The organism is Nostoc sp., from assembly GCF_036917095.1.
In the GTDB taxonomy this organism is placed as follows: Bacteria; Cyanobacteriota; Cyanobacteriia; order Cyanobacteriales; family Nostocaceae; genus Nostoc.
In genome coordinates this window covers 101321-120578 of record NZ_JBALFH010000055.1, presented here as the reverse complement: position 1 = coordinate 120578, position 19258 = coordinate 101321, and the positions used below count along the sequence as shown (strand labels likewise).

Sequence of the window (19258 nt, the reverse complement as noted above, 5' to 3'; positions counted from 1 at the left end):
TTTTTAATTACATTGGCAACAATGTACATCTCTCTAGGGGAATATTTTGTAAGTAATTATTTAAACTCTAATTTTATTTGTTTTCTAAATTGCATTGTATTAACGTAGATTAACTTGAAAAGTTAAAATAATGATTTGCTTTTTAGTAATTTCTAGTAATATATTACGACTCCAAAGTCAAAAGTTTTACAAAATCATCTATTTTTTTTAACCTATACAAAAAATTGATAATTTTATCCCCTATTTAGCAGATTTTTATGTCTATCATGATGCAGATACGTTATTTACAATTAATAGTCTAGGCTTATACAATAACAAGCTGGAATAAACATCTTAGCTTGGTTGTGGCAAGGTTGAAAGACACATAAAGGCACAATCATAGAAGGGAAAATATCAAAATGTTTTTCCTTCTTACTTTATCATTACTCTTACCTCCATAATCTTCTTTCCAGCAGAAATAAGTTAGGCTTGAGACTCTAAAAAAATATGCGAAACGACTCTGGTAAAACTATTTCTATTTGGATGACAACGGCAGAAGTCCCAGATCAACCCCTGCTTACCGAAAATACTCATGCAGATGTGTGCGTTGTCGGTGCTGGGATAGCAGGGATGTCAACTGCCTATATGTTAACCCGCGAAGGTAAGTCAGTAGTAGTGCTAGATGATGGCCCCATTGGTGGTGGTCAAACGGCAAGAACAACGGCACACTTATCGAATGTGCTGACTTATCGCTACCACGAGCTTGAGCAAATGCACGGTAAAGAGGGCGCAAAACTGGTTGCTCAAAGTCATACAACAGCAATTAATACTATAGAGGCGATCGCTACCCAAGAAAACATTAACTGTGACTTTGAGCGACTTGACGGCTATCTCTTTCCCCCAGACCTAAAATCAATAGATGAGATTCAGCAGGAGTTAGAAGCAGTACACCAGGTTGGACTCACTAATGTTGAAATGGTAAAGAAAGCACCGTTGACTGGCTTTGATACAGGAGTGTGTCTACGCTTTCCCCAACAAGGGCAATTTGACCCGCTTAAGTATCTAGCTGGACTTACAGAAGCAATTGAACGCCGTGGCGGGAGAATTTATACGGGGGCGCATGTAGAAAAAATCAAAGGTGGTTTACCTGCCCGCGTTGAGACAAGCAGTGGTAAAGTTGTAACAGCTGATGCTGTGGTAGTAGCGACCAACTCTCCCATCAGTAACTTAGCTACTATGCACTTCAAGCAGGCTCCATACATCACTTTTGTCATCGGTGCAAAAGTACCTCGTGGTTCTGTTCCCAAAGCACTTTACTGGGATACCCTCGACCCTTACCATTACGTAAGATTACAAAGCTTTGACGAACAATATGATGTATTAATTGTTGGTGGCGAAGACCACAAAACCGGACAAGCTGACGATGCCTCTTCACGGTATGCCAAACTCCAAACGTGGACGCAAGAACGTTTCCCGATGGCAGAGGAGATTATATTCCGTTGGTCGGGTCAGGTAATGAATTCTGATGATGGTATTGCCTATATTGGCAAAAACCCCTTTGATGAAGAAAACGTCTACATCGTCACCGGTGATACAGGCATAGGAATGACCCACGGCACGATCGCGGGGATACTCTTAACTGACTTGATTTTAGGGCGAAAGAATACTTGGGCAGAGCTTTATGACCCATCGCGTGTGAGAATTGGTGGAGTAGGTGATTTTATCTCTGAAAATCTCAACGTTGCTGCCCAGTATTTAGAGTGGGTGACACCAGGCGATGTTGATTCCGTGGAAAAAGTTCCTCCCGGTACAGGTGCAGTTGTGCGGCATGGTTTGACAAAAGTCGCAGCTTACCGAGATGAAAACGGCATACTGCACGAACATTCTGCAATCTGTACTCACCTCAACTGTATCGTCGCCTGGAATTCCTCAGAAAACACCTGGGATTGCCCCTGTCACGGTTCGCGGTTTGATACGCAGGGAGAGGTAATCAACGGCCCAGCGATTAATGGGCTGACATCAGCGGAAAACAAGTAAAAAGTGCAGGCTATAGCTTTATTCTGACTCGAAAGAACTGCTTAAATTTCCATATATTTGAGATCGGTGATATCATGTCCGCATAAATAATTATGCTAATCCAGTCATTACTCACCTCCCCGCAAGTAGCTACGGTGTACACACAAGTCTTACCGCAGCCATATCTTTGTTAATAAATCTCGCACTGCGTTTCTATTCCGCCTCAGAATGAATTCCGAGTCTCAGAGCTACTGTCCACTAAGCGTGGACTGGATTAATCATTTAGTCCACGCTTAGTGGACTTTAGCTATGAGCCGCTGAACTTCAGTTCTGGGCGGGATATCGGTGAGTGTGACAGTTTCACTTTGACAAAAATGTGGGTAGAGGACGACTTATATATACACGGTCGCCTTTACAAGGGGGGTAATCCGACTTGTGTGTACACCGTAGCCGCAAGTAGGGAGGGCAGACAAAGCATAGCTTTGGCGAGGTGGGGTTCTTCGGGTTTAATAAGCAATCAAGCGGACATGATATTAGAGGTCAAATATTCATAAATATTTTGTTGAGTGGGCTGTTTGCCCACTTTTTTATTGTCAATCTCGTAAATATACGGGAACTTCTTATTCTCAGTTATGGTCACCTTATGTCACCTTGAACAGTAAGCAGGTTCCCACTGTAACCGATCGAGCGCGGACGTAACCTAACGCAGGCATCGCAGCCCTCTATGTCTAATTTAACTTACCCTAACTCTTCGATAAGCCACCGTTCGCATCTAAAGCTGCGTACACTTACTATTATCCATTACCAGCTTTTCTTGCATTGTCTTTATATATACAATAATTATAATTTCTTAGTCAAATTAACGCAGACTTAAAACACTTTCAAATCTTGACAATGGATGTCCGCTCATGGAAAAATTTGGCGCTAATCAACCAAATATTAGCATAACTCTTTATATATACACTAAAACTTTATGATAGCTATATCAAACGGCATACTACAGATTTTTGCGACCAAAACCCTATATACTAAATTAGACTTTGAGAAATTTGAGAGTTTTGTTAATTGCAACACCAAAAACTATTAATTTTTAGATGAAATACTAGCGTATCTTATAGTCTATAGTTTTTAAGGTTTAGTCAAAACTATATCCAGTAACATCAAAAAGCTGCAAACTTCATGTGGTGTAAAATCAAGCGGGGAGTGAAAACATGAATTTACGTAGAGATGCATTGCAAATCCTTAAAGAAACTAGCCGAACTTTTTATATCCCAATTAATCTTTTACCGCCAGGATTGCAAGAAGCAGTAGCATCAGCATATTTGTGTATGCGTGCCATTGATGAAATTGAAGATCATCCCGAATTAGATAACGCTACTAAAGTAAAGCTGTTAAGAACGATTAGCCTGACATTACAGGCAGGAGTTGATGGCTTTGCGACAGATGCTTTCTTTGCAGGATTTAATGGGTATGAGAATACCTTAGAAGAAGTCACTGTGAGGATTAGAGAATGGTCGCTGTTAGCACCAGATACCATTGCACCTCGAATTTGGGATGCCACTGCTGCAATGGCAGACCGGATGGCTTACTGGGCAGAAAGAAACTGGAAAATTTACACAGAATCTGATTTGGATCGTTATACCTTTGGGGTTGCAGGTGCAGTGGGATTGTTACTATCGGACTTATGGAGTTGGTACGATGGAACGCAAACTAACCGTATGCAGGCAATTGGGTTTGGTCGGGGTTTACAAGCAGTTAATATCTTGCGTAATCATACTGAAGATTTAGGGCGTGGGGTAGACTTTTTCCCAGAGGGTTGGAGTGCAGAAAATATGCAAGAGTATGCGCGGCGCAATCTAGCCCTGGCAGAAGCTTATACCAAAAACCTTCCTACGGGCCCAGCCTTAGATTTTTGCCAAATTCCCTTAACCTTGGCTAATGGCACTCTTGACGCCCTTGCTAGCGGTAAAGAGAAACTTAGCCGCAGTGATGTTTTTGCACTTATCGAACAGATGATTAGTGTAAACATGAAAGCCAGCTAATAGTCTCTTAACGACTAATGGAGATGATTCTAAATTACCTCCAAATTTGGGCATCCAAAATCCTACAGCGATTTTCTGTAGGAGAACCAGTCCAGTGAGGCTGCGCGGTCTTACGCCAAGGGCGATCGCGTAGCCTCTTCTCTATGAGAGGCTGCGCTAACAAGCCCGCGAAGGATATCATTATGAATTAGGAATTGCTATAAAGTAGCCTAGATACTATTTAACAGCCCAAGTATAATAAACATTTGGTTTTGGCGATCGCCTTACGTAATTTTAGGTAAACTTTAGAAACTCTTCAAAGGATCTCCAGCAAAAATTACCTGGCAATAGTTGATTAATATCTAAATAATTGAAAGAGAGTATAACACTCACCGTGATTATTCGTGCAGCGAGTTGACAGTGCATGAGCTACTGCTTAAATCCTACCTGTCCCAATCCAGAAAATTTGGTATATAACCAAAGGTGTCAGTCTTGTGGCTCGCAACTACTGTTGCGCGATCGCTATCAGGTGATCAAACCATTAGGTCAGGGTGGCTTTGGAGCAACCTTCTTAGCCAACGATCAAGGCCTACCAGGAGAACCGAGTTGCGTAATCAAGCAATTACGCCCATCAGGAAGCGCCCCCCACGTTTTACAGATGGCTAGAGAACTCTTTGAGCGAGAAGCCAAAACTCTAGGTAAGATTGGCAATCATCCCCAAGTACCAAGATTATTAGACTATTTTGAAGATCATGAACAATTCTACTTAGTTCAAGAATATATCAGTGGTGATACCTTGCAAGAAGAGGTCAAACTTAACGGCATCTTGAGCGAGACTGGAGTCAAGCAATTTTTGAGCGAGACTTTGCCACTGTTGCAATACATCCACGATCAAAAGGTGATTCACCGTGATATCAAGCCAGCCAACTTAATTCGCCGCACTCAAGATGCCAGAATGGTACTCATCGACTTTGGTGCCGTCAAAAACCAAATCAGCCAAAGTGGGACAAGTCCATCAGGACAGACAGCATTAACTGCATATGCCATTGGGACTCCAGGTTTTGCGCCTCCAGAACAAATGGCTATGCGGCCAGTCTACGCCAGTGATATTTATGCACTGGGGGTGACATGCATTTATTTATTGACTAGCAAAACTCCTAAAGATTTAGATTACAATCCCAACACTGGCGAGATGATGTGGGAGCAACTTGTGCAAGTGAGTGACCACTTGAGCAATGTATTGCGAAAAATGTTAGACGTATCTGTACGTAATCGCTATCAGTCTGCGGCAGAAGTTCTCAGAGCATTGGAAATAGAACCATACTTAGATAGTTTAGCAAAGGGTTTACTGATTAAATCTGATAGCGGATCTAAAGAGCGAACACACAACCACCTGGAAAATTCTGCTGTTTTGTCTAATAACCCTTCTACTGCTGTTACTAGTGCAGGAGTGGCACAGGTAGCGGCAGCAATTCGTGCTAGACGAGCCAAGGCAGCAGAAGCGGGTGGATTACACCAGGGTTCTGGGATAGCCAAATCAACCACTTTAGCTAACAGCAACAGTAATGGTTCGCAAGTTCAAAATTCTAAAATTGAACGTAAGTTAGATACCCAAAGTTTATTAACAGCTTATCTGAAGGGAAGACGGGATTTTGCCCTTCATAATTTAAGTTTGCTGAATTTGCAAGGTGCTGACTTATCTCAAACAAATTTCCATTCCGCTCAATTGCAAAAAACCAATCTCCAGGGAGCTAATCTCTACAATAGTGACTTTGGCAGAGCCAGTCTCACTCGAGCAAATCTTAAGGACGCTAATTTGAGCAAAGCATACTTTAACCATGCTGATTTAGAAGGGGCAGACCTGCGAGGTGCAGACCTCAGCAATGCTTATCTCAGCAACGCTAACCTTCGAGGAGCTAATCTGTGTGGTGCTAATCTCACCAATGCCAAAATTTCTGATGAGCAGCTAGCACTAGCAAAAACAAATTGGATGACCATCCGTCCTAATGGTAAACGAGGTTTGTTGTAAGTTAAAAGTTTCAATTTGGGAGCCACTTGCTTGCTCTGGTGAAGAGAGTTAAGCGAAGTGGCGTGATTTTTAGATTGGGTGACTTAATTTTGGATATTAGATTTTAGGCTATTTTTATGGATGAATAGTTTTTCTTGAAACTGATTATTTAGATTAGGCTTTTTAAACTATCTATTAGTTATATCAATTCTGTATGAAGATGCGCTAAATCATATTAGGGCTGAAGCATAAGAAAGAAAAATGTAGACGTAAAGCGGCTTGCCGCAGGCTACCGCAAAGGACACAAACAAAGAAGAAGCCAAGGAGATTTAGCGCAGCCTCACAAAGAAATGGTCTTATATTTTTCTTAATATTTTAAAACATTTGTTTTATAAGAATAACAAAGCTTATATTTCCTCGCTAGCTTGGAAAATTAGCCCTGATTATTCTCGATAAAACTCAGATGTATTTATAATTAACTAAATAAATATACATAGCTTGCTTTTGTATTAAGTATAAAGCTACGGGTTTAGAGGCAGGAGGCAGAAAGTATTTATATTTGATGCGTGAGTGCTGCATTTTCTACCTCACTCATAAAAAGAAAACTGCTGTAATCGTTAGGTTGAGCGATAGACATCGCTCTCGCAAATGTTAATAAAGATCCAGCTATATAGCGAAAATACGCAGATGCTTAGTAACTTTTCATCAAATCTTCATGGTTTTTATGTGTTACAAATATCAAATGATTATTTACAATAAACAATAAAGGATAATAATACTTTTTTAAATCATTTCTATGCTTTTCATGGCTACAAAGAACAGGGAATCTCGCACCTAAAACTTGTAAAACCTAACGCTTTTAAGCCACTGAAATTTTTAGATGGCAGCAGAAAGTGAAAAATCAATTATCCCTGATTGTATGGTAAAGCAGAATATTCATAACCGAAATCAGGTAATACAAGGTTTACGTATAATGGCTGACTTTGCACAAACGGAAATAGAACGGCGATTAACTTTATATCAGGTATTCCTCAAGTTGTATGAACATCACAGCAGCCTTCTAGATGAAATTCTTCAGCTAGAAAATCTATCTCAACCGTCGTTGACGAGAGTAAAGGGATGTTACGTACATGGTGTAGTGGATACTTCTGCTGTTTATTTGATGACTAATTTGTGCGACAATCAGACCCAAAGTTTACGGCAGGCACAGCAAATCTGGACGATAGGTCGTAGTAGCAGCAGTGGTATTTGCATTACTGATAGTCATATGTCTCGTCGCCACGCTGCTATTCAACATATTGACGATCGAGGTTTCTACTTAATTGATTTCAACAGCACCAATGGCTCGTTTGTGAATGGCGATCGCGCTTTTGAACCGATCAAGCTCAAAGATGGCGATCGCATCCGTCTAGGGAGTCTGACTTTTAGCTTTTTCGCGAATTATTCGTGCCGCGTTTTGCCAACTGTAGCAATGGAGTTATTGATGCAACTTACGCATCGAAAGAGCGATAATCAAGTAGAAATACTTGATTATCTTCGGGACAGACCAAAACCTTTGACTGAAAAACCAGATGATAATTCAGAGATTTTCAGAAATCCTGAGCTAGTTGAGAAGTTTGAACATTGGTATGACAACTTCAGTTCAGAACAAAAATCAGAAATTTTAGACCGCTTTTTTAGCAGACCAATACCATAGAATCCCAGCTAAAAAATTGGAAATTATAGCAATCTTTCAATTGCATTAAATATACACAACTCGTAGGGCACAACATTTTGTGCGCCTTCTTTTAACTGATTCCAATAACAAAAGCCATAAAAATAAAATGATTGCTCGTCATATAGCGGCAATCATTTTCTTAGGCTTGCTATAACTCATCAATACTTTGCAAAAGGTGGGTTAGCTGTCTATGTAACCCACTACATATTAAAAGTTGCAGATAAATCCGCATTCCTTATTCTTCTGGCTCTAAATCGACGTCTTCCTCTTCATCTTCTTCACTGGCTTTAGCTACAGAGTTAGCAGAAACAACAGCACCTTTATCTAGCTTTTCTCGCACCAGTTTCTTAATTTCTTCAGCAAATTCAGGCTTTTCTTCTAGATACTTAATGGCGTTATCTCGTCCTTGGGAGATATTATCGCCGTTGTAACTATACCAAGCTCCTTTGCGGACAATAATGCCAGTTTCTTCTGCTAAGTCAACAACACAACCCAAGGTAGAAATACCTTTACCAAAAATAATGTCAAATTCCGCTATTCTGAAAGGCGGCGCTACTTTATTTTTGGCGACTTTGACTTTAACGCGATTACCATATTCATCTGTACCTTTTTTCAAGGTTTGAATTCGGCGAATATCCAAGCGCACCGAAGCGTAAAATTTCAATGCGTTACCGCCAGTAGTCGTTTCTGGGCTACCGTAAGTAACACCGATTTTTTGCCGCAACTGGTTGATGAAAATTACTGTACAACCAGATTTACCAATATTGCCAGTAATTTTACGTAGGGCTTGGCTCATTAACCGTGCTTGCAGACCAACGTGGGCATCACCCATATCGCCTTCAATTTCAGCACGGGGAACCAGTGCTGCTACTGAGTCAATTACTACAATATCAACAGCAGCAGAGCGAACAAGCTGATCGACAATTTCCAAAGCTGATTCGCCAGTGTCAGGTTGGGAAATCAGCAAATTGTCAATATCTACACCCAATGCCGCAGCATAAGTAGGGTCAAGGGCGTGTTCAGCATCAACAAAGGCAGCAATACCGCCATTTCTTTGCACTTCAGCGAGCGCATGTAGCGCTACTGTTGTCTTACCGGAACTTTCCGGCCCATAAATTTCAATTACCCGACCCTTGGGTAAACCACCACCCAATGCTAAATCTAGGGTAAGCGCCCCACTGGAAATGGTCTCCACCCGCATCCGGGTAGCATCGCCCAGGCGCATGATTGCTCCTTTACCAAAGCTGCGCTCAATCTGGTTGAGCACCATAGTCAGTGCTTTTTGCTTGCCTGAAGTATCGGTGTTGATAGCCATTTCTGCCTCTAATGCCTCTAAATATATGGTTTTAAGGAGTGTTGCTCTGGGAGTTTGAGTAGAACAGATATACTATTTTAACCAGAAAATTCTGGAATAGGACTTCTCAAATCAAAAAAGGGATATGACAAGATCGTAACCCGATCGCTACCAAATTAGGGTAGTCTTGCACAATGATACCAACTTGCATTCAGAGATAGCCTTTTTTGGCTGGGTAAGCAAGGGATTTTAAAGAAAAAATTACCTAAACAACTGACCTTACGCAGTGTACATAGTTAGACTGCTTGATTTTGGAGTATTATATTGAGCCAAAATTGAGATGAGAAGAGTTATCTGCTAAAATATAGTCAAAATGTCTAAAATAGTCAAAATTGCTATGCAGACCTACACTCTCACAGATGCTCGTAACAAACACGGTGAGGTTTTTGATAAGGCTGCTACTGAGCCAGTTCTACTAACCAAGCAATCACGGCCTAGCCATGTGATTATTTCAGCAGAGAGCTACCAAAAATTAATTAATCGGTTGGAAGAATTAGAGGATATGGTTTTCGGTCAAGCTGCTGAAGTTGCTCTGAGTCAGTCCAAAATGATTGGTACAGAGGCTTTTACATCTGCATTAGAGCATTTAGCTAATGGCGAAGCTTGATGGTCTAGCAACTGTTCTTGATTTTCTCAACGGTTTACAGCCTAAAATAGCAACACAGATTGCAAAAAAGGTTTTGGCTTTGAATGTTGAGCCTTTACCCGCTGATAGTGAGCAGCTATCTGGTTATCAGGGTTTATATCGAGTTGATAGTGGTGAATATCGAATTATTTATAGGTATTTTCCCGATCGCGATTTAATAGAAGTGATTTTAGTCGGTAAGCGCAATGATGATGATGTCTACAAAAGATTGAAGCGTTTACTGGGTTAACCTTTGGTTTTCATTAAAATGCTAGAATCTCTCCAGCACAAATGCTTTCAGCCATGTTTGATGACTTTTGACTTTCCCGACTCTCTCATTCTCGATACAGCACTTTCAGTATCTGGATTAACTGACTATATCCGCTTGCTGTTAGAGCAAGACGAACAATTGCGGCAAGTTTGGGTAACTGGCGAAGTTTCCAGCGCTAACCACCATCGCAGTGGTTTATTTTTTACGCTGCAAGATACCGATCGCACCGCCGGAATTAAATGTGTGGTATGGAATAGCCAATTACCAAAACTCGCCCAAATACCCGTTCCTGGCGAGCAAATAATCATTTTGGGCAGTATTCGCGTCTATCCGCAACGGGGAGAGTATCAGTTATCAGTTTGGCAGACTCTACCTGCTGGTGTTGGTTTACAGGCGTTGCGCTATCAACAACTAAAAAATCGTTTGCTGGCTGAGGGGTTGTTCGATGCTCAAAGAAAGCGATCGCTCCCCACTCACCCCCAAACGATCGCTGTTGTCACTTCAGCAACGGCGGCTGCTTGGGGTGATATTCAAAAAACTCTCAAGCAAAGGTATCCAGGTTTACACGTTCTATTTTCTCCGGCTACAGTACAAGGCGAGCAAGCACCGGAATCCATCGTTAAAGCAATTGAGCGGGTGGAAAGAGATGGACGCGCCGAAGTGCTAATTTTATCGCGGGGTGGTGGCGCGGTTGAGGAGTTGGCTTGTTTTAATGATGAACGAGTGGTGCGATCGCTGGCTACTTGTTCTATTCCTGTAATTACTGGTATCGGGCATCAACGAGATGAATCTTTGGCAGATTTAGTTGCAGATGCTTGTGTACATACACCGACTGCGGCAGCGGAAATGGTTGTGCCAGCACTTTCAGAATTGTATACTGAGCATCGGGGGCGAGTTGTAGCTTTAAATGAGGCGGTGCATGACTTTGGGGAAACTGCTGAGAATAAACTGCAAGTATTGCGGAATCGTTTGCGACGTTTGCGGTTAGATCGGCAAGTGCAGCAGGAAGTGGAAAAGCTCGCTTGGAAGCGTCAGCAATTGGTGCAAATTACGACGGGGCGATCGCAGCAAGCAACCCAGCATCTAGAATTGTTGCGGCAAAAGTTGGCAAGTCTTGACCCGAAAGCGGTGTTACAGCGTGGTTATGCGGTGGTGAGAAAGGAAGATGGAGCGATCGCTCGTTCTGCGGCTCAGTTGGCTGTGGGGCAAGAGTTAGTGATTCAGTTGGGGCTAGGTGGGGTTAAAGTGAAGGTTGTGGAAGTAAACGAACCGCAGAGGCACAGAGGGCACAGAGAGGTTGATGGTTAAACGTAAAAATGCTTCTAGTTCTGATTCGATGGAGGGTTGGAATTATGAGGCAAAGGTTATTGAAATAGAGGGAATCATCGCTCGGATTGAATCGGGTGAGTTGGAATTGGAAGCGGTGTTTGAGCAATTTGCAAGTGCTGTTGAGTATTTGCGTCAGTGCGAAAGTTTTTTGCAGCAGCGACAGCAACAGGTAGATTTGTTGATTGAAACTTTAAGTGATGAATGAACCACTATGTTTTTCTAAAAGAATTCGATCGGCGATCGCTTGAGCAAACAAACAGTCTGCTCAGGATTGGCAAATTGGAATTATGATGATGAATGTAGCTCCCTGCCCCGGTTTGGAAACACACTGCAATGTTCCTTTGTGTTTTTCAACCACAATCTGATAACTTATGGAAAGTCCCATACCTGTGCCTTTACCGACAGGTTTTGTAGTAAAGAATGGATCGAACAATCTTTGCTTAATATCAGCAGGAATTCCGGGGCCATTATCTGTGATTTTAATGACAACTTGTTTGCTTTCTACCAAAGCAGTGCAAATCGTAATGGTAGGAGTTAAAAGTTGGTGTTGAGTATTCGCTTCTTCTAGCGCATCAATAGCATTGCTCAATAGATTCATAAACACTTGGTTGAGTTGTCCGGCATAGCACTCGACTAACGGTAACTCTCCATAAGCTTTGACAATCTCAATGCCAAGAGAGTCAGGTTTCGCTTTCAGCCGATGTTGCAGAATCATCAATGTGCTATCAATACCCTCATGAATATTGACTTCTTTCATCTCGGCTTCATCCATGCGGGAGAAAGTGCGTAGAGAGACAACAATTTTTTGAATGCGTTCTGCTCCAACTCGCATGGAATAAATAAGTTTGGGTAAATCTTCTACTATAAACTCCAAGTCCATTGCGTTGGCTTCTTCTTGAATCTCATAATGGGGGTTTGGGTAATGTTTCTGATAAAGTTCTAGGAGTCTGATTATATTTTTGGTATATTCATTTGCATGGCTAAGATTGCCGAAAATAAAGTTAACTGGGTTGTTTATTTCATGGGCAACACCTGCCACCAGTTGCCCCAATCCTGACATTTTCTCCGATTGAATCATCTGGGTTTGGGTGTGCTGGAGTTGTTGCAGGATTTGCTCTAGTTCTGCTGTGCGCTGGTACAATTGGGCTTCGGCGCGTTTGCGTTCGCTAATATCGTGGATATTGGCAAGAATCACCTTTTTACCATCCAGAATAATTCTGGTAAGTGTGATGTCGGTATCAAAAACTTTACCATCCCTGAATGTTTTGCTTTTCCACTCAAAGTTAACGGTTTCTCCAGTTAATGCCCTTGCCCAAAAGTCTGGAGTAAGGTGAAAGGGATTATCGGGAGCAGAACAGTGTTCCAAGACAGAGATTTGTGTAATTTTCTCTTTGTCTAGTTCATAGAGCTTTAAGGTCGAATCGTTAGCATTCAAAATCACACCATTCAAGTCGTGAACAAGGATGGCATTATTAACGCTATTAAAAATAGTGCGGAGATTTTTCTCAGAAGTTTGCAGAGCAGCTTTGGCAGCTTGACGTTCGACTTCGGCGCGTTTGCGATCGCTAATATCAATCACCACCCCATCCCATACAACCAAGCCATCAGCTTGCAGTTCTGGGCGAGAAACACATTGAATCCATTTGATCTTGCCGGAAGGAGTCACAATTCGCCACTCGTGATTAAAAGGCGTTAACATTCGAGCAGAATCAGCAACTAACTGTTCTAGCGTTGAGCGTTCGTCTGGATGCGCCATGAGGTGAATGTTGTGTACCCCTGCCATCACAGCCTTTGGATCGACCTCATATAGGTCATAGCAACCCGAACTGACGTAGGGTGTTGAGGAAGAGCCATCGGCAGTCAGAAGGAATTGGAATACCAAGCCTGGAATATTATCAGCCACCTTCTGGAAGCGGGCTTCACTGGCACGCAGTTCTGTCAGTGTTTGTTGTGTCTGCTCATAGAGGCGAGCATTTTCTAGAGAAATGGCGGCTTGAGCACATAACAGGTTAAGCAGTTCGATGCGATCGCTAGTAAATGCCCCAGTTGTCAAGTTATTCTCCAAATAGAGGATACCTGCGAATTCACCTCGATGGAGAATCGGACTACACAAGATGCTTTTTGGCTGTTGGTTCAAAATGTAACTATCGCTGGCAAAGGCTGGATGAGTTGTTGCATCTGACAACACCAGAGGTTGTAAGGAATGTTTGACGCGATCGATTACTCTCAGAGGAATTTCCTCGCTTTCCTCCACTGGAATTCTTTGCAGAACGATGGGTTGAGTATTAGCGCTGACACTGCCTTGAATCAGCAAGCGTTCGCCTTTGGTGTCGCGTAGCGAATCGCTCCACAGCAGCATTAACACGCATTTTTCTGCCCCAGCATTTTCAATCACTATCTGAAGCAGCATCATTAGGAGTTTTTCTAATTCAATTTCACCAGAAAGAGTTTGAGAGGCTTTGAGAACAGTTGTCAGATCGAGTAATTCTGAAATACTGCTTGAGCTAGAGGTTTGGGTAGAATTAAAAGATGGGGCAAAAATTGTGTCAGATAGTCTAAGTAAAGGTTGCGGTTGTTGCACAATTGCGGCTAAAAGCTGAGGATAGCGCTGTTCCAAATCGGCAACTTTAGCTTTAGATCCCCAACGGGCGTAACAGTAGTACGCTTCTTGCATATATGCTTTGGCGAGTTTTTCTTTGCCCCAGTCGAGGTAGAATTTGCCTGCAAGTTCATTGCTTAGTGCTTCTTCTTGGATATATGCATTTGCTTTGGCGGAGGCGATCGCGCGATCGTAGTAATCCATTGCTTCATACTTCTGCCCCAATACCCGATACTGCTCTGCTTCAACCAAATAAAATTTGTGTAAATGGTTTGTAGGGGCGTGGTTTGCCCATTCTTTCAGCTTCTTCTGGTTGCCAACAACTTCCTGGGGTAAGCGATCGCATTCCTTACCTTGGGCATTGGGTAACATTGCCAGATGGGTCAAAGAATCGTAAAAGTGAAATACCGGAATCATGAAACAGCCGGATACACCATTCAAATATTGTTTGGCATCAACTGCTACTTTTGTTGCTTGCTCCCACTCATTGAACAAGTAACAAAGAATTAGTTTGTTGATATACAGTGTTCCCATTGCATACAGATCGTTAGCCTGCTGATGTTTGGGCAACATCATTTGTTCGTCATAGACTACACCTTGAATTTCCCAAGCACACTTACTCTGTCCCAGTAGATTTAAAACGGATTGGTAAAAGACTCTCAGATAATTGTGAGCAACTTCCTGTTTGAGTTGAGCCAATGCCTGAGTATAAACCTTCATCTCCGGTTCTAAGATTGACAAATCTTTTCCGAGAAAATAGGACAACGAACAATAATTGTAGGCACAGTAGGCAGCATATTCTAAAGTACCGATCTCCAGACCGCTATGATATCCGTCGAGCAAAGGAGCGAGTGAATCTTGAATATGATGTTTCCAGGGCTTGACGAAGGGATAAACCATGTTAATCGTGCTGGCTTTAAATTCTCTACTCTCGAAGCGTGATAGTAGTTCCATTGCCAGTTGACCAACGCGATCGCCTAAATCTATTTCTCCTATACCACACAAAATTACTCCATACCAAGCATAAGCCTGTGCTGATACCGCAGCATTACCATATTCAACTGATAACCTAACCTGCTTGCACACGATTAACGGCAGTAATTCTGGAACCGCTTGATAGACTGCTGCTGTCACAGTCGCTAAAATTCGGATTGTTGCCAGAGCTTGCAAGTCTTTCATCTCTGGCAGTTCCAAGAAATCTTCTAAATGTTTTCCTTTTAATACATCTTGAGTCTGTTGCAAACTTTCAGTTATATCTGCGTCAGTCGGCTGCTCTGAAAACGACACTCCAAATAATTTCAAAGCAGAAAGAGCGGTTTTAATAGCTTTGGGCTGTTGACTCTGGGCTACATCAGCCAAAATTCTCACTTCATAGACCTTTACTTTATCTAGTAATTGACGAGCATTTTGCACTACCTCGTCAACTATCCGCTCCATTTGCTTAAAATCACCGCTGAGACAGGCTACTTCTGCGGCTAAATCATGGAGAGCTAACGTTAAATCATAGCATTGCCGCCAACAATTTACCGTGAGAAGTTCTATGCCTTTAGTAGCGTATTCAATTGCGGCGACGTAAGCGGTTGCAGATTTCGCTCTTTGTGCAGCAGCTAGATTTAGCCTTGCTAATCTCTCGCGTTCTGTTTCTAAGACAATTAAATCGGCTCCTTTATTTAATTGATTAACAATCTCGAAGATTTTTTCCTCTTTTTCCGTTTCGCTCATTACACTTAAAAGCAATCGGCCAATTTTTAAGTGCGTCAGTTGTTTTTGGTTATCGGGAATCAGAGAATAAGCAGCTTGTTGGACGCGATCGTGCAGAAATTTGTAAAAAACGATCGCTTTATTATCTGCTTTGCTCTGTTTATTCTCCTCAATCAACAACTCTGATTTGGACTGATAAAACTTGTAAATATTATTGCTGGGAATCACTACTCCTTCCTGAAGGGCTTTCCACAAGTCAGTAGCAGTTTCAGCTTGCGACTTCTCATAGACAATTGCCAGCCTTGCTAAATCAAAAGAGTTACCAATGCACGCTGCCAGTTTCAGGACATTTTGAGTGGTAACTGGCAACTTCTGCAACTGCACTGCCATGAACTCTACCACGTCATCTCTTAAAGAGAGCGATCGCACATAACCAATATCACACTGCCAATGCCCAACTTGAGGATCGAACTCAATGGCTCCGTCTTCATGTAGTGCCTTGAGAAACTGCGTGCTGAAAAATGGATTCCCTTGGGTTTTTTGATAGACTAGCTGGGTTAAAGGTTGAGCGATCGCTGCTGGACATTGCAATGTATCTGTAACTAGCGAATTTAAACTTTCTTGACTCAAGGGAGCCAGTGTGATTGTATTGACTGTAGTCCCAGCTTTCTTGATTTCTTCTAACTTCAAGGTCAACGGATGAGCCGGCGACACCTCATTATCGCGATATGCACCAATCAATAACATGAAACCGCGTTCTCTTTGTGCAATCAACACCTGAATCAAGTTCAGCGATGCTGAATCTGCCCATTGCAAATCATCTAAAAATATCACCAAGGGATGTGTAACTGTGGTAAATACTTGAATAAATTTTTGGAACAACAGATTAAAACGGTTCTGGGAAGCATTACCTGAAAGTTGCACAACTGGAGATTGTTGCCCGATAATCTGCTCTAATTCAGGAATTACTTCGATAATTACTTGAGCATTTTTCCCCAACGCTGTCAGAATCTCCCTCTTCCATTGCTTTAATTGGGTATCACTTTCGCCTAACAACTGCGCCATCAAGTCACGGAAGGCTTGTACAAAGGCACTGAGGGGAATGTTGCGGTTGAACTGGTCATACTTGCCTTTGATAAAGTAGCCTCGTTGCCGGACAATCGGCTTATGTACTTCATTCACTACTGCCGTTTTACCAATGCCGGAGAATCCCGCTACTAATATGAACTCCGATGTTCCATTGGCAACCCGCTCGAATCCTTCTAGTAATATTTTGACTTCTTGCTCCCTGCCATAGAGTTTTTCTGCGATTACAAAGCGATCGCTTATATCTCGCTCTCCAATCGGGAAATGCTCAATCTTCCCTATTTCGTTCAGTTGTTTTATGCACAGATGCAAATCATGTTTTAGTCCCAACGCACTCTGGTAGCGGTCTTCGGCATTTTTCGCCATCAGCTTGCGAACGATCTCTCCCACAACCAAAGGGATCTCAGAGTTGATATCGCACACGCTAGGAGGAACTTTTGCAATATGACAATGCACTAACTCCATCGGGTCTTGAGAATCAAAAGGCACTTTTCCTGTCAGTAGCTCAAAGAAACTTACTCCCAATGAATAGAAGTCACTGCGGTAGTCAATTCCCCGGTTCATGCGTCCTGTCTGTTCTGGTGACAGATAAGCTAGAGTCCCTTGCAGGACATTGGGATTTTGGATTTCGGTGGTTTCTCTCGGTAACAAGGAGGAAATGCTGAAGTCTATCAGCTTTAATAGCTTGGTATCCGGGTGAATTAGAATGTTAGCGGGTTTAATGTCTTTATGAATTACCCGTTGTTGATGTAACTGGTGGAGAATATCTGTCAGTTGTAGGGCTATAAGTAGAAATTGGTCTAAGTGTTGCGGCTGTTCTTTTGTAAATTGCCGCAGTGATACACCACCAAAATCTTCCATTACCAAAGCATACCCATTATTATAAGGTTCTAGGCTGTAGGGCTTAATAATCCCAGGACTGTCTAAGTTTTTGGTCAGCGCATATTGGTTACAAAACTGTACTAGTTCGCTGAAGCTGGGGTATTCCCGTTTTAAGAGCTTGAGCGCAACTGCTTGGTTATCTGCTTCTCTGACTGCCCGATACACAAGTGTGCGCGAACCTGAGTATAGTTGCTCTCTAATTTGGTAGCCTACCAGTCTCACAGTTATATCCACTTTTGCGCTCATCACTTTTTCAGGGAATTCTTTTATTCAAGTTAGAATTCCCCACATGGCATTTTGTGTAACAAATTTTGGCAATTCTTTACTTTTTAGATGTATCGCTTGTATGAGAAACTGCACGTTAGCGTAGGCGCAGCCCGCCGCAGGCATCGCTCTGCGGCGGAGTTGGCTGTGGAACCAATACGGTTTGGCAGGAAAGAGGATTAGGGAACTCCAAAAAATAAATTATCCAATTTCTGGACTTCACTACGACCTTCCCTCCCCCTGCTCCCTGCTCCCTGCCCCCCTTGCCTCTATAGCGATGGTATATTTTTTTATTTAGAAGTCCCTTATTGTTCAGTATCAGCACCTGTGTTTGCATTGTCCTTTAAGAGCACTTCTCGAATAATGGCAGAGCGCTCCCAGGCAGACTGCGCCTCCTCTTTCAATCTTTGTGCCGCCAAGGTTTGGTTGTGAGCCTCCATCCTTGAAGCCATACGATGTGATAAAGAAGCTTTCTCTTCCAATGCCCTCAAAGCGATCCATAGCGCCTCCTCTATGGCATCAGACTGCGTGGCCAGCAAAGTTTTTGCTGAATATGCATGACCCGTGCGGCACCGGAAGCGCAACAAATTTCCCTCTTCGACTTCCCAGAGGATACCACCGCAGTCAGGACAGCCAAAGGTTGATGGTTTACCAGGTCGATCGCTTTCGTTTTCTACTGCTTTTAAATTCAATTGCGCTATTTCAGTTTCAAACTCTATCTTGCTAGGTATGGGATTTTCTGGTTCTATTTCCATTGGTATATTAACTAAACCTATCAAAATAGAAGGAATATCTGAAAGTGGCGCGATATGGTCAATATCCTCTACATTTTCGATCGCATTCCGTGGCATATCAGGATACAAAGCATCGTCGGGATTTTGGACAATTGCCACACCACCCCGCATTTTTACAGCCAGTAATCCCGCTGTGCCGTCGTCAAGCATACCTGTTAGCAGCACAGCAATTACTCGCTGCCCATAGGTTCGCGCTGCACTGCGAAACAATGTATCTATAGCGGGACGACTACGGTTTTCTTTTGCTCCCCGCGTCAAACGCAAATATCCTCGTTCTACCAGTAAGTGGTAGTCAGGCAAAGCAACATAAATCCGACCACGAACGATAGCTTCGCCGTCCTGAGCGTGAGACACTGGTAAGTTACCAGCGCGACTTAATATTTTTGGCAGAACACTCGTGCTGTGACTGGATACATGAAGAACTATAATCACAGCAGCATTGAGATCGGGTGGCAAGTGCTTGACTAGATAAGTTAGCGCCTCAACTCCGCCTGCTGATGTTCCAACGACAATAATATTGTATTCAAGCATTAATGTAATGATTTCACCAACATAGCAGCGTGGGCAACAAAAGCACATTTACTGCCAGTATTGAGAATAACGCAGCCAAAG

General features: G+C 42.5%; 11 protein-coding genes. 8 read left to right on the top strand and 3 right to left on the bottom strand.

Going from position 1 to position 19258, the window contains the following annotated elements; translation table 11 throughout:
- Positions 1-486 precede the first annotated feature (486 nt).
- From V7L01_RS32730 to V7L01_RS32715, 4 genes are all read left to right on the top strand, one after another.
- On the top strand, positions 487-2016 hold the full coding sequence (locus V7L01_RS32730; RefSeq protein ID WP_335042438.1) for an FAD-dependent oxidoreductase: 1530 nt from the start codon (positions 487-489) through the stop codon (positions 2014-2016).
- 1190 nt (positions 2017-3206) lie between these two features.
- Positions 3207-4037 carry a phytoene/squalene synthase family protein gene (locus V7L01_RS32725; protein ID WP_335042436.1) on the top strand — a complete coding sequence of 277 codons (831 nt, stop codon included), beginning with the start codon at positions 3207-3209 and terminating at the stop codon, positions 4035-4037.
- 403 nt (positions 4038-4440) lie between these two features.
- On the top strand, positions 4441-6045 hold the full coding sequence (locus V7L01_RS32720; RefSeq protein ID WP_335042434.1) for a serine/threonine-protein kinase: 1605 nt from the start codon (positions 4441-4443) through the stop codon (positions 6043-6045).
- Positions 6046-6997: 952 nt separating this feature from the next.
- On the top strand, positions 6998-7720 hold the full coding sequence (locus V7L01_RS32715) for an FHA domain-containing protein (protein ID WP_335042476.1): 723 nt from the start codon (positions 6998-7000) through the stop codon (positions 7718-7720).
- Between the two features lie 256 nt (positions 7721-7976).
- Here the strand turns inward: V7L01_RS32715 and recA are convergent, their stop codons facing one another.
- Complete coding sequence (gene recA, locus V7L01_RS32710) at positions 7977-9056, bottom strand: recombinase RecA (RefSeq protein ID WP_335042431.1); 1080 nt, start codon at positions 9054-9056, stop codon at positions 7977-7979.
- A 352-nt stretch (positions 9057-9408) separates the two neighbouring features.
- Between recA and V7L01_RS32705 the strand changes: the two genes are divergently transcribed.
- Genes V7L01_RS32705 through xseB form a run of 4 tightly spaced genes read left to right on the top strand, consistent with a single transcriptional unit; the run spans position 9409 to position 11525 of the window.
- Positions 9409-9702, top strand: a complete 294-nt coding sequence (locus V7L01_RS32705; RefSeq protein ID WP_334721689.1) for a type II toxin-antitoxin system Phd/YefM family antitoxin — start codon at positions 9409-9411, stop codon at positions 9700-9702.
- Positions 9689-9970, top strand: a complete 282-nt coding sequence (locus tag V7L01_RS32700) for a type II toxin-antitoxin system RelE family toxin (RefSeq protein WP_335042428.1) — start codon at positions 9689-9691, stop codon at positions 9968-9970. Before V7L01_RS32705 ends, V7L01_RS32700 begins: the two co-directional genes overlap by 14 nt.
- Before the next feature lie 60 nt (positions 9971-10030).
- Positions 10031-11299: an exodeoxyribonuclease VII large subunit gene (gene xseA / locus V7L01_RS32695; RefSeq protein ID WP_335042426.1), complete on the top strand. Its 1269-nt coding sequence runs from the start codon at positions 10031-10033 to the stop codon at positions 11297-11299.
- Entirely contained in the window at positions 11292-11525 is a 234-nt protein-coding gene (gene xseB / locus V7L01_RS32690) for an exodeoxyribonuclease VII small subunit (RefSeq protein ID WP_335042424.1), read from the top strand. The genes xseA and xseB overlap by 8 nt, the downstream gene beginning before the upstream one ends.
- Before the next feature lie 60 nt (positions 11526-11585).
- On the opposite strand, the gene V7L01_RS32685 is transcribed toward xseB, so the two are convergent.
- Both V7L01_RS32685 and V7L01_RS32680 read right to left on the bottom strand, forming a co-directional pair.
- A complete protein-coding gene (locus V7L01_RS32685) occupies positions 11586-17834 on the bottom strand; it encodes an ATP-binding sensor histidine kinase (protein ID WP_335042422.1) in 6249 nt (2082 codons plus the stop codon).
- A 323-nt stretch (positions 17835-18157) separates the two neighbouring features.
- Complete coding sequence (locus tag V7L01_RS32680; protein ID WP_335042419.1) at positions 18158-19177, bottom strand: chemotaxis protein CheB; 1020 nt, start codon at positions 19175-19177, stop codon at positions 18158-18160.
- Positions 19178-19258 lie beyond the last annotated feature (81 nt).

Coding starts and splice junctions, on each gene's coding strand:
- V7L01_RS32730 (WP_335042438.1), top strand. CDS start 487: ATGCGAAACGACTCTGGTAAAACTATTTCTATTTGGATGACAACGGCA.
- V7L01_RS32725 (WP_335042436.1), top strand. CDS start 3,207: ATGAATTTACGTAGAGATGCATTGCAAATCCTTAAAGAAACTAGCCGA.
- V7L01_RS32720 (WP_335042434.1), top strand. CDS start 4,441: ATGAGCTACTGCTTAAATCCTACCTGTCCCAATCCAGAAAATTTGGTA.
- V7L01_RS32715 (WP_335042476.1), top strand. CDS start 6,998: ATGGCTGACTTTGCACAAACGGAAATAGAACGGCGATTAACTTTATAT.
- recA (WP_335042431.1), bottom strand. CDS start 9,056: ATGGCTATCAACACCGATACTTCAGGCAAGCAAAAAGCACTGACTATG.
- V7L01_RS32705 (WP_334721689.1), top strand. CDS start 9,409: ATGTCTAAAATAGTCAAAATTGCTATGCAGACCTACACTCTCACAGAT.
- V7L01_RS32700 (WP_335042428.1), top strand. CDS start 9,689: ATGGCGAAGCTTGATGGTCTAGCAACTGTTCTTGATTTTCTCAACGGT.
- xseA (WP_335042426.1), top strand. CDS start 10,031: ATGACTTTTGACTTTCCCGACTCTCTCATTCTCGATACAGCACTTTCA.
- xseB (WP_335042424.1), top strand. CDS start 11,292: ATGGTTAAACGTAAAAATGCTTCTAGTTCTGATTCGATGGAGGGTTGG.
- V7L01_RS32685 (WP_335042422.1), bottom strand. CDS start 17,834: ATGAGCGCAAAAGTGGATATAACTGTGAGACTGGTAGGCTACCAAATT.
- V7L01_RS32680 (WP_335042419.1), bottom strand. CDS start 19,177: ATGCTTGAATACAATATTATTGTCGTTGGAACATCAGCAGGCGGAGTT.